Raw genomic sequence first — 11,611 nt, forward strand, 5'->3', positions numbered from 1 at the left:
GCCCCCACGACGGAGCCGCACTTCACCGAAGCTCCGCACGGAACGCCGCCGGCGTCACATCCGTGTGCTGATGAAAGAACTTCGAGAAGTTCGCCGCGTCGGGAAACCCGACAGCCACCCCCACCCGGCCGATAGGCATATCGGTATGGGCCAGCAGCCGCTTCGCCTCCAGAATCACCCGCTTGTCGATGAACCCCTTGGGGGTCTCACCGGTGGCGGCGCGGACCGCGCGGACGAGGGTGCGCCGGGAGTAGCCGAGGGAGTCGGCGTAGGCGCTGACGCTGTGGTTGGTGGCGAAGTGCTTCTCCACGGCGTCCCGGAACAGGGTGAACGTCGTGTCCGACTGACGGCGGACCGCCTCCGCCGAACTGGCCGCCAGGTGCGCCAGCCGCAGCAGGAAGGCCGTGAGGGCGTGCCGCAGCACGGCGGTGTGCAGGCTGAGCGGCAGGGTCGTGGTGTCCTCGTACTCGCGTTGCAGTTGGGCGAGGGCGGACTTCAGGGCGGTCAGCTGCGCCTGGTCGGGGTGGAGCAGGGGCGGCAGGTCGTAGCGGTAGAGGCCGGTCGCCTCCACCGTGGCACGGGGCAGGAAGCCGGGCTGCATGGCCAGGACGGTTCCGCGGTACTCGCTCGCTTCCGAGAAGCGGTGGACCTGGCCGGGGCGGATCCACAGCACGTCGCCGGGCGAGGCCTCGTACTCCGCGAAGTCGATCATGTGGCGGACGGGGCCGTCGTCGAAGAACATCACGACGTGGAAGTCGATCCGGTGCACACGCTCCAGGGGCGCCGCCCCCTCGGCGTGCCAGGTGCGATCGGCCCCCATCGGGCCGACTCGCATGCCGACACCGCCCAGACTCAGCTCGACCGGGAAAGGGAACGTTCGGATGCCGTCCACCCCGCCGTCACCGTCTCCACCTTGGATGGTTCTGCCCGCCATGTCCTACTCGTGCCGCCTCGGTCGCGCTGTCGGTGTCCCACTTTCACCACAGGCTGACACACAGCGACCTTCCCCCGTAAAAGTCAGACTTTTAAGTTTGAACACATCAGAGCAGTTCAGCCGCTTCGATCGAGGACTTCTTGAAGATGAGTACGCAGACACCGGACAGCTTCGAATGGACCGAACTCGACCGGCGCGCCGTGGACACGGCCCGTCTGCTCGCCGCCGATGCCGTGCAGAAGGTCGGCAACGGCCACCCGGGCACGGCGATGAGCCTGGCCCCGGCCGCGTACACGATCTTTCAGAAGGTGATGCGTCACGATCCCGCCGACCCCGAGTGGACCGGTCGGGATCGTTTCGTTCTGTCCCCCGGCCACACCTCGCTGACTCTCTACACGCAGCTGTTCCTGGCGGGCTACGAGGTCGAGCTCGATGACCTGAAGGCGTTCCGGACGCACGGTTCCAAGACGCCCGGTCACCCCGAGTACGGGCACACCGCCGGTGTCGAGACCACCACCGGTCCGCTCGGCCAGGGGGTCGCCAACGCCGTCGGCATGGCGATGGCCGCCCGCTACGAGCGCGGTCTGTTCGACCCCGAGGCGCCCGAGGGCACCTCCCCCTTCGACCACACCATCTGGGCGATCGTCTCCGACGGCGACCTGGAGGAGGGCGTCTCCGCCGAGGCCTCCTCGCTGGCCGGCCACCAGAAGCTCGGCAACCTGGTCTTCCTCTACGACGACAACCACATCTCCATCGAGGGCGACACCGCGACCGCGTTCTCCGAGGACGTCCTGAAGCGCTACGAGGCCTACGGCTGGCACGTGCAGCGCGTCGAGCCCTCGCTCGGCGGCGACATCGACGTACCCGCCCTGTACGCGGCCCTCAAGGCCGCGCAGGCCGAGACGGAGCGGCCCTCGATCATCGCAATGCGCACGATCATCGCCTGGCCCGCCCCGAACGCGCAGAACACCGAGGCCTCCCACGGCTCCGCGCTCGGCGCCGACGAGATCGCCGCCACCAAGCGCATCCTCGGCTTCGACCCCGAGCAGTCCTTCCAGGTCGACGCCGACGTCCTCGCCCACGCCCGTGAGGCCCTCGACCGCGGTGCCGAGGCGCACGCGGCCTGGGACAAGCAGCTCGACAAGTGGCGCGGCGCCAACCCCGAGCGCGCGGAGCTGTTCGACCGGATCGTCGCGGGCCAGCTGCCCGAGGGCTGGGAGGACGCCCTGCCGGTCTTCGAGGAGGGCAAGGCGGTCGCCACCCGCGCCGCCTCCGGCAAGGTGCTGCAGGCGCTCGGCGCGATCGTCCCCGAGCTGTGGGGCGGCTCCGCCGACCTGGCCGGCTCGAACAACACCACCATCGACAAGACGTCGTCCTTCCTGCCGAAGGGCAACCCGCTCCCGGAGGCCGACCCGTACGGCCGTACCGTCCACTTCGGCATCCGCGAGTTCTCGATGGCCGCGGAGATGAACGGCATCGCGCTGCACGGCAACACCCGTATCTACGGCGGCACCTTCCTGGTGTTCTCCGACTACATGCGCAACGCGGTGCGGATGTCGGCCATCATGCAGCTCCCGGTGACGTACGTCTGGACGCACGACTCCATCGGTCTCGGCGAGGACGGGCCGACCCACCAGCCGGTCGAGCACCTGGCCTCCCTGCGTGCCATCCCGGGCCTCAACATCGTCCGCCCTGCCGACGCCAACGAGACCGCGATCGCCTGGGGCGAGATCCTCAAGCGGCACGCCACCAACCCGGCCCCGCACGGACTCGCGCTCACCCGCCAGGGCGTGCCGACGTATGCCCCCAACCCCGATACGGCCAAGGGCGGTTACGTCCTGAAGGAGTCCTCGAAGCAGACCCCGGACGTCGTCCTGATCGCCACCGGCTCCGAGGTGCAACTCGCGGTGGCCGCGCGCGAGCAGCTGGAGACCGAGGGGATCGGCACCCGGGTCGTGTCGATGCCGTCCGTGGAGTGGTTCGAGGAGCAGCCGCGGGAGTACCGCGAACGCGTCCTTCCGCCGTCCGTGCGGGCCCGCGTCGCCGTGGAGGCCGGGATCGGTCTGACGTGGTACCGCTTCACAGGTGACGCAGGACGCATCGTCTCCCTCGAGCACTTCGGCGCCTCCGCCGACGCCAAGACCCTGTTCGCCGAGTTCGGCTTCACCCCTGAGAACGTCGCCGCCGCAGCCCGGGAATCCCTCGCTGCCGCCCGCGGTTGATCCGATCGCCAGAAAGAAGATGATCAAAGTGACCGAAGCAACCGCGACCGCGGGAGCACTCAAGCGCCTGTCCGACGAGGGCGTCTCCATCTGGCTGGACGACCTGTCGCGCAAGCGGATCGAGTCCGGCAACCTCGCCGAACTCGTCGAGAACAGCAACGTGGTGGGCGTGACCACCAACCCGTCCATCTTCCAGGCCGCCATCGGCTCCGGCGAGGGCTACGAGGAGCAGCTCGCCGACCTCGCCGTCCGCGGCGTCACGGTCGAAGAGGCCGTACGGATGATGACCACCGCCGACGTCCGCGCCGCCGCCGACATCCTGCGGCCCGTGTACGACGCCACCGGCGGCCGCGACGGCCGGGTCTCCATCGAGGTCGACCCGCGCCTCGCCCACCACACCAAGGCCACGATCGCCGAGGCCAAGCAGCTGGCGTGGCTGGTCGACCGGCCCAACGTCATGATCAAGATCCCGGCGACCAAGGCGGGCCTCCCGGCCATCACCGAGGTCATCGGCCTCGGCATCAGCGTCAATGTCACGCTGATCTTCTCCCTGGAGCGCTACCGCGAGGTCATGGACGCCTACCTGGCGGGCCTGGAGAAGGCCGCGGCCAAGGGCCTCGACCTCTCGACCATCCATTCCGTGGCCTCCTTCTTCGTCTCCCGCGTCGACTCCGAGATCGACAAGAGGCTGGACGGCCTCAGCTCCCCCGAGGCGTCCGTCCTCAAGGGCAAGGCGGCGCTCGCGAACGCGCGTCTCGCCTACGAGGCCTACGAGGAGGTCTTCGCCGGTGAGCGCTGGACCGCCCTCGCCGGCGCCAAGGCCAACAAGCAGCGCCCGCTCTGGGCCTCCACCGGCGTGAAGGACCCCGCGTACAAGGACACCCTGTACGTGGACGAGCTGGTCGCGCCCGGCACCGTGAACACGATGCCGGAGGCCACGCTCAACGCCACCGCCGACCACGGCGACATCACCGGCGACACGATCACCGGCGGCTACGCGCAGGCCCGCGCCGACCTGGCCGCCGTGGAGGCCCTCGGGATCTCCTACGACGAAGTCGTGCAGCAACTCGAGGACGAGGGCGTCGCCAAGTTCGAGACGGCCTGGCAGGACCTGCTGAACGCCGTCACGAAGTCCCTCGACAGCAAGGGAGTTGAGACGGAATGACCGAGCACGCCACGGTCGAGTCGGCGCTCGGCTGGACCAACCCCCTGCGCGACGACCGCGACCGCCGGCTCCCGCGCATCGCGGGCCCGTCCGGGCTCGTCATCTTCGGCGTCACCGGCGACCTGTCCCGCAAGAAGCTGATGCCCGCCGTCTACGACCTCGCCAACCGCGGGCTGCTGCCGCCGGGCTTCTCCCTCGTCGGGTTCGCCCGAAGGGACTGGGAGGACCAGGACTTCGCGCAGGTCGTGCACGACGCGGTCCGCGAGCACGCGCGCACCGAGTTCCGCGAGGAGGTCTGGCAGCAGCTCGCCGAGGGCATGCGGTTCATCCCCGGCGACTTCGACGACGACACGGCGTTCAAGCAGCTGAAGTCGGCCGTCGACGAGCTGGACGCCTCCCGCGGCACCGGAGGCAACTTCGCCTTCTACCTCTCCGTACCGCCGAAGTTCTTCCCCAAGGTCGTCCAGCAGCTCAAGAAGCACGGCCTTGCGAGCCCGCGCGAGGGTTCCTGGCGGCGCGCGGTGATCGAGAAGCCGTTCGGACGCGACCTGGCGAGCGCCCGTGACCTCAACGCGCTCCTGCACGACGTGTTCGAGCCGGACCAGGTGTTCCGCATCGACCACTACCTCGGCAAGGAGACCGTCCAGAACATCCTGGCGCTCCGCTTCGCCAACCAGATGTACGAGCCCATCTGGAACCGGTCGTACGTCGACCACATCCAGATCACCATGGCGGAGGACATCGGCATCGGCGGCCGCGCCGGCTACTACGACGGCATCGGCGCCGCCCGTGACGTCATCCAGAACCACCTGCTGCAGCTGATGGCGCTCACCGCCATGGAGGAGCCGATCGCGTTCGACGCCGAGTCGCTGCTCACCGAGAAGCTGAAGGTCCTGAAGTCCGTGCGGCTGCCGGAGAAGCTGGGCGAGCACACGGTCCTCGCGCAGTACGCGGAGGGCTGGCAGGGCGGCGAGAAGGTCCTCGGCTATCTGCAGGAGGACGGCATCGACCCGGGCTCGAAGACCGACACCTACGCGGCCATCAAGCTGGAGGTGGACAACCGCCGCTGGGCGGGCATCCCCTTCTACCTGCGCACCGGCAAGCGCCTGGGCCGCCGGGTCACCGAGATCGCGGTGGTCTTCAAGCGGGCCCCGCACTCCCCCTTCGACTCCACCGCCACGGAGGAGCTCGGGCAGAACGCGATCGTCATCCGCGTCCAGCCCGACGAGGGCATGACGGTCCGGTTCGGTTCCAAGGTGCCGGGCACCTCGATGGAGATCCGGGACGTGTCGATGGACTTCGCCTACGGCGAGTCCTTCACCGAGTCCAGTCCGGAGGCGTACGAGCGCCTCATCCTGGACGTGCTGCTCGGCGACGCCAACCTGTTCCCCCGTCACCAGGAAGTGGAAGAGTCCTGGAAGATCCTCGACCCGATCGAGGAGTACTGGGCGCGGCACGGCAAGCCCGCGCAGTACCCCTCGGGCAGCTGGGGACCCGAGGAAGCCGACGAGATGCTCGCACGAGACGGACGGAGCTGGCGCAGGCCATGAAGATCGACCTGACCGACACCACGGCAAGCAAGATCAACAAGGCGCTGGTGCAGGGCCGCCGCGCCATCGGCACACCCGCCGTGGGCATGGTCCTGACGATGGTCATCGTCACGGACGAGGAGAACGCCTACGACGCGATCAAGGCGGCCGAGGAGGCCTCGCACGAGCACCCCTCGCGCACCCTGGTCGTCATCAAGCGGCACGCCCGCACCCCGCGCGACCGCATGGCCTCCAAGCTGGACGCCGAGGTCCGGGTGGGCGCCGACGCCGGCACCGGCGAGACGGTCATCCTCCGGACGTACGGCGAGGTGTCCGACCACGCCGACTCGGTCGTGCTGCCGCTGCTGCTGCCGGACGCGCCGGTCGTCGTCTGGTGGCCGGTGGACGCACCGAAGGTGCCTGCCAAGGACCCGCTCGGTGCCCTCGCGCAGCGCAGGATCACCGACCTGTACGCCGTCGAGAACCCGGCCGAGACCCTGGAGCAGCGGGCCCGCTCCTACGCGCCGGGCGACACCGACCTCGCCTGGACCCGGCTGACGCCGTGGCGCTCGATGCTGGCGGCGGCCCTGGACCAGGCCCGCACCAGGATCGTGTCGGGGGCCGTGGAGGCCGAGGCCGACAACCCGGCGGCCGAGCTGCTGGCGCGCTGGCTGGAGGCACGGCTGAACGTGAGGATCGACCGCGTGGTCACCGCGGGCCCGGTCGTCACGGCCGTGCGGCTCGGGACCGCGGACGGCGAGATCGTCATCGACCGCCCCGAGGGCCCACTGGCCACGCTCACCCTGCCGGGCCAGCCCTCGCGCACCCTCGCGCTGAAGGTCCGCACCACCTCCGAACTCATCGCCGAGGAACTCAGGCGCCTCGACGCGGACGAGATGTACGCCGTCGCCCTGCGGGGCGAGGCCACCAAGGAGACCCTCTCTCATGTCTGACTCCCCTCAGCTGACGCGGCGCCCCGAGTGGGCCGCTCTGGAGGACCACCGTGCCCAGGGCCAGCCGGTGCTGCGTGAGCTGTTCGCAACCGACCCCGGGCGTGCGGAGCGCTACGTCGTGCGCGTGGGCGACCTGCGCATCGACTACTCCAAGCACCTGATCACCGACGAGACCCTGGCCCTGCTGCAGGAACTCGCCACCGCCGCCGACGTGTTCGGGCTGCGCGACGCCATGTTCCGCGGCGAGAAGATCAACCTCACCGAGGACCGGGCCGTCCTGCACACCGCACTGCGCGCCTCTCGGGACGCGGTGATGGAGGTGGACGGCGAGAACGTCGTGCCCGGCGTGCACCGCGTCGTCGACAAGATGGCCGCCTTCGCCGAGCAGGTCCGCTCCGGGCAGTGGACCGGCCACACCGGCAAGCGGATCAGGAACGTCGTCAACATCGGCATCGGCGGCTCCGACCTCGGCCCCGCGATGGCCTACGAGGCACTGCGGGCGTTCACCGACCGCTCGCTGACCCTCCGGTTCGTGTCGAACGTGGACGGAGCCGACCTGCACGAGGCGGTCCGCGACCTCGACCCGGCTCAGACGCTGTTCATCGTCGCCTCCAAGACCTTCACCACCATCGAGACGATCACCAACGCGACCTCGGCCCGCACCTGGCTGCTGCGCGGGCTCGATAGGGACGAAAAGGCGGTCGCCAAGCACTTCGTCGCCCTCTCCACCAACGCCGGCAAGGTCTCCGAATTCGGCATCGACCCGGACAACATGTTCGAGTTCTGGGACTGGGTCGGCGGCCGCTACTCCTTCGACTCGGCGATCGGCCTGTCGCTGATGATCGCGATCGGCCCGGACCGGTTCCGGGAGCTGCTCGACGGCTTCCGCATCGTCGACGAGCACTTCCGCACCGCCCCCGCCGAGGCCAACGCTCCGCTTCTGCTGGGTCTGTTGGGCATCTGGTACGGCAACTTCTTCGACGCCCAGTCCCATGCGGTGCTGCCGTACTCGCACTACCTCTCCAAGTTCACGGCGTATCTGCAGCAGCTGGACATGGAGTCCAACGGCAAGTCGGTGCAGCGCGACGGACGACCGGTGGGCTGGCAGACCGGTCCGGTGGTGTGGGGCACGCCCGGCACCAACGGGCAGCACGCCTACTACCAGCTGATCCACCAGGGCACCAAGATCATTCCGGCGGACCTGATCGGCTTCGCCCGCCCGGTCGACGAGCTCAGCGACGAACTCAAGGCCCAGCACGACCTGTTGATGGCCAACCTGTTCGCGCAGGGCCAGGCACTCGCCTTCGGCAAGACCGCCGACGAGGTGCGCGCGGAGGGGATCCCCGAGGAGCAGGTGCCGCACCGCACCTTCCAGGGCAACCACCCCACCACCACCATCCTGGCGAAGGAACTCACCCCCTCCGTCCTCGGCCAGTTGATCGCCCTCTACGAGCACAAGGTGTTCGTCCAGGGCGCCGTCTGGAACATCGACTCCTTCGACCAGTGGGGCGTCGAGCTCGGCAAGGTCCTCGCCAAGCGCGTCGAGCCGGCTCTCACCCAAGGCGCGGACGTCCCCGGCCTCGACCCCTCCACCACCGCTCTCGTGGCCGCGTACCGCGAGCTCAAGAACGCTCAGGAAGAAGTGAACTGACCATGCAGATCGGACTCATCGGGCTCGGCAAGATGGGCGGCAACATGCGCGAGCGGATCCGCCGCGCCGGCCACACCGTCATCGGCTACGACCGCAACCCCGACCTCTCCGACGCGGCCAGCCTCGCCGAACTGGTCGACAAGCTCGAAGCGCCGCGCGTGGTGTGGGTGATGGTCCCGGCGGGCGCCCCCACCCAGTCCGTCGTCGACGAGCTCGGCGGCCTCCTCTCCCCCGGCGACACGGTCGTCGACGGCGGCAACTCCCGCTGGACCGACGACGAGAAGCACGCCGAGGAGCTGGGTGCCAAGGGCATCGGCTTCGTCGACGCGGGCGTCTCCGGCGGTGTGTGGGGCCTGCAGAACGGCTACGCGCTGATGGTCGGCGGCGACAAGGAGCACGTCGAGCGGCTCCAGCCCATCTTCGAGGCGCTCAAGCCGGAGGGCCCGTACGGCTATGTCCACGCGGGCAAGGTCGGCGCCGGGCACTTCTCCAAGATGGTCCACAACGGTATCGAGTACGCGATGATGCAGGCCTACGCCGAGGGCTGGGAACTGCTGGAGAAGATCGACTCGGTGACCGACGTCCGCGAGGTGTTCCGCTCCTGGCAGGACGGCACGGTCATCCGTTCCTGGCTGCTCGACCTCGCGGTCAACGCCCTCGACGAGGACGAGCACCTGGACAAGCTGAAGGGCTTCGCGCAGGACTCGGGCGAGGGCCGCTGGACGGTCGAGGCGGCCATCGACAACGCGGTGCCGCTGCCCGCCATCACGGCCTCCCTCTTCGCGCGGTTCGCCTCCCGCCAGGACGACTCCCCGCAGATGAAGATGATCGCGGCCCTGCGCAACCAGTTCGGCGGACACGCCGTCGAGTCGAAGTAGGTCTGCCGTGGGGGACCTACTCCTGGTCCGCCACGGCGAGACGGAGTGGAGCGTGTCGGGACAGCACACCAGCTGGACCGACCTGCCCCTCACCCAGCACGGCGAGGAGCAGGCCAAGTCGCTCGCTCCACTCCTCTCGCAGCGGACCTACGCACTTGCACTGACCAGCCCGCTCGGCCGTGCGATACGCACCGCCGAACTCGCGGGCATCCCCGCGGCCGTCGTCGAGCCCGACCTGCACGAGTGGGACTACGGCGGCTACGAGGGCATCACCACCGTCGAGATCCACCGCACCCGCCCCGACTGGTACCTGTGGACCGACGGCGTGCCGCCCGGCCCGGACGGACACCCCGGCGAGTCCCCCGAACAGATCGGGCAGCGCGCCGACCGCGTACTGTCCCGCGTGGACGCGGCACTCCCCGACGGGGACGTGATCCTCGTGGCGCACGCCCATTTCCTCCGGGTGCTCACGGCCCGACGGCTGGGTCTTCCTCCGACGGACGGCCGTCTCTTCCAACTGGCGACGGGCACGGTCAGCCGCCTGTCTACGGAGCACGACCGCCCGGTGATCGCCGAGTGGAACATCAGGCCCTGAAGCTCTCCGGTTCCCCGCGCCCCGGAAGGGGCGCGGGGAACTGCGCGACCAGCCACGACGGCGCCGCAGCCAAACGACTGCACATCGCGGCCCCGCGGAGCGCTACAGCACGTCTCCGAACTCGCTCAACACCCCCGGCGGAGCAAGCGCGTTGACATAGTGGCCCGGGCCGTGGTCGTCGAAGGAGTACTTGAACGGGATGGTGCGGGTCAGCGCCAGGCGGGTCGCGAAGAACGCCAGCGGGGCCACCACGGCGAGACCCGCCAGGCTGTCCATCTGGGGGTAGTGCAGGCCCGGTTCGGTGACCTCCGTCCAGCCCTCACCGCCGGCCCGCAGCAGGGGGCGTACCGACCGCCGTATCCCTTCGGTGGCGCGGAGCAGCAGCCCGCCCCAGTCCCGGTCGACGGCCGTGCGCAGGACGTCGCCCGGCAGGGTCAGGCCCTCGATCGCCGAGTCGGCGACGAAGGTGAGCGTGGCGTCTGCCAGGCCGTGCCGCCTGCGGTAGTGGAACTCGCGGCCGAACGGCTGGTACGGGCCGACCGGCCGGGGGGGCAGGGCGGGCACGACGTCCCGGTCGAAGATGTAGCGGATCAGACGGTCGCGCAACACGTGGTTGTCCAGCGGGCCGGGTGTCTCCTCGCAGGCGCGGGCCAGATCGGGGCCGCCGACCATGGGCTGGCCGAAGGTGTAGACACCCTTCAGCTTCTCGGCGATGTGCCGGTAGCGCGGCTCGTGCACGAGGGTGACCGCCATGATCGCGGCCATGGCCGCGCCGAGGCTGTGCCCCGTGATGTAGAGGGCCTCCAGGCCGCCGCCGCGGGTGCCCTGCTCCTCGGGGTTCAGGGACTCGCCGCGCACGGCCCGCTCCAGGGCGTCGATGACCAGATGGCGGGTGGCGCGCACGTTGCGGTAGAAGCCGGCGTGGACCTCGTACTTGCGGCCCTCCAGTTCGACGCAGAGCATCTCGGGCCGTACGTCGGCGTCGGTGAGGATGCTGATGACGTCCTCGGGCTGGGTGCCGCGGTAGCAGAGGATCGCGACCCTGCGGTCCTTGTCCTGGACCAGATAGGCGGCGGACGCGATGTACAGGGCGTCCACGCGCTGTTCGAAGGCCCGGCAGCCGTTCTCCTCCAGGCCGAGCCGCGCCATGATCATCGAGACGGTCTCCACATCGCTGTGCTGCTCGAACCCGGCGTACGAGTAGGCCGCACAGGTCGCCAGCACATGCGGGATCACTCCGTCCGGGTCTGGCTGGTGCTTGTCCTCGACGAGCCGTTCCACCAGGTCGGGGTAGACCGGGAAGCTGCTCGGATCGGTTTCCGGCTTGCACGGGCGCAGCGCGGCATAGCTGGGCCCTTTGACGTAGGTGTCCCGCATCTGGGACCTCCCCCGGGACGTCTGCGGGTGGTGGGCACCCACCATGGCCCCGAACCGGCACCGGGAAGGAGTCGTTCCCCGGCCACGGCGGGGGCGGCGGGTGGGGTTGCTGGGAAGCGGGAACGCCCGCGGTGCGGGCACAGCAGGTTACGGCTCTCTCACAGGCCCGGCTGACGTGCCCAAATGCCGTTCACCGTGCAATTGTTCGCATGGGGCGCAAGGTGGCGCACATCGGCGCGAACCATCGCTGTGAGCGCGCCCCGGCCGCCAGTAGCGTGCGGGGCCCTGTCCCGTACGCAACGTGCGC

At 69.6% G+C, this 11,611-nt stretch carries 9 protein-coding genes; 7 read left to right on the top strand and 2 right to left on the bottom strand.

Features of this window, described 5'->3' with window-relative positions:
• Positions 1 to 22 precede the first annotated feature (22 nt).
• Positions 23 to 934 carry a helix-turn-helix domain-containing protein gene (locus IH68_RS0118660; RefSeq protein WP_030936520.1) on the bottom strand — a complete coding sequence of 304 codons (912 nt, stop codon included), beginning with the start codon at positions 932 to 934 and terminating at the stop codon, positions 23 to 25.
• 146 nt (positions 935 to 1,080) lie between these two features.
• On the opposite strand from IH68_RS0118660, the gene tkt reads away from it, so the two are divergent.
• Genes tkt through IH68_RS0118695 form a run of 7 tightly spaced genes read left to right on the top strand, consistent with a single transcriptional unit; the run spans position 1,081 to position 9,927 of the window.
• Positions 1,081 to 3,156 carry a transketolase gene (gene tkt, locus IH68_RS0118665; protein ID WP_030936523.1) on the top strand — a complete coding sequence of 692 codons (2,076 nt, stop codon included), beginning with the start codon at positions 1,081 to 1,083 and terminating at the stop codon, positions 3,154 to 3,156.
• A gap of 19 nt (positions 3,157 to 3,175) precedes the next feature.
• Positions 3,176 to 4,321, top strand: coding sequence for a transaldolase (gene tal / locus IH68_RS0118670; RefSeq protein WP_030936525.1), 1,146 nt, complete (start codon positions 3,176 to 3,178; stop codon positions 4,319 to 4,321).
• On the top strand, positions 4,318 to 5,871 hold the full coding sequence (zwf, locus tag IH68_RS0118675) for a glucose-6-phosphate dehydrogenase (protein WP_030936527.1): 1,554 nt from the start codon (positions 4,318 to 4,320) through the stop codon (positions 5,869 to 5,871). The genes tal and zwf overlap by 4 nt, the downstream gene beginning before the upstream one ends.
• Entirely contained in the window at positions 5,868 to 6,803 is a 936-nt protein-coding gene (opcA, locus tag IH68_RS0118680; protein WP_030936530.1) for a glucose-6-phosphate dehydrogenase assembly protein OpcA, read from the top strand. The genes zwf and opcA overlap by 4 nt, the downstream gene beginning before the upstream one ends.
• Positions 6,796 to 8,454, top strand: a complete 1,659-nt coding sequence (pgi, locus tag IH68_RS0118685; protein ID WP_030936532.1) for a glucose-6-phosphate isomerase — start codon at positions 6,796 to 6,798, stop codon at positions 8,452 to 8,454. The genes opcA and pgi overlap by 8 nt, the downstream gene beginning before the upstream one ends.
• A 2-nt stretch (positions 8,455 to 8,456) precedes the next feature.
• Positions 8,457 to 9,332 carry a phosphogluconate dehydrogenase (NAD(+)-dependent, decarboxylating) gene (gnd, locus tag IH68_RS0118690; protein WP_030936534.1) on the top strand — a complete coding sequence of 292 codons (876 nt, stop codon included), beginning with the start codon at positions 8,457 to 8,459 and terminating at the stop codon, positions 9,330 to 9,332.
• Between the two features lie 7 nt (positions 9,333 to 9,339).
• Positions 9,340 to 9,927: a histidine phosphatase family protein gene (locus tag IH68_RS0118695; RefSeq protein ID WP_030936536.1), complete on the top strand. Its 588-nt coding sequence runs from the start codon at positions 9,340 to 9,342 to the stop codon at positions 9,925 to 9,927.
• A gap of 102 nt (positions 9,928 to 10,029) precedes the next feature.
• On the opposite strand, the gene IH68_RS0118700 is transcribed toward IH68_RS0118695, so the two are convergent.
• On the bottom strand, positions 10,030 to 11,304 hold the full coding sequence (locus IH68_RS0118700; protein ID WP_030936538.1) for a lipase family protein: 1,275 nt from the start codon (positions 11,302 to 11,304) through the stop codon (positions 10,030 to 10,032).
• Between the last annotated feature and the right edge of the window lie 307 nt (positions 11,305 to 11,611).

It is taken from the genome of Streptomyces sp. NRRL S-646, from assembly GCF_000720765.1.
Lineage (GTDB): Bacteria > Actinomycetota > Actinomycetes > Streptomycetales > Streptomycetaceae > Streptomyces.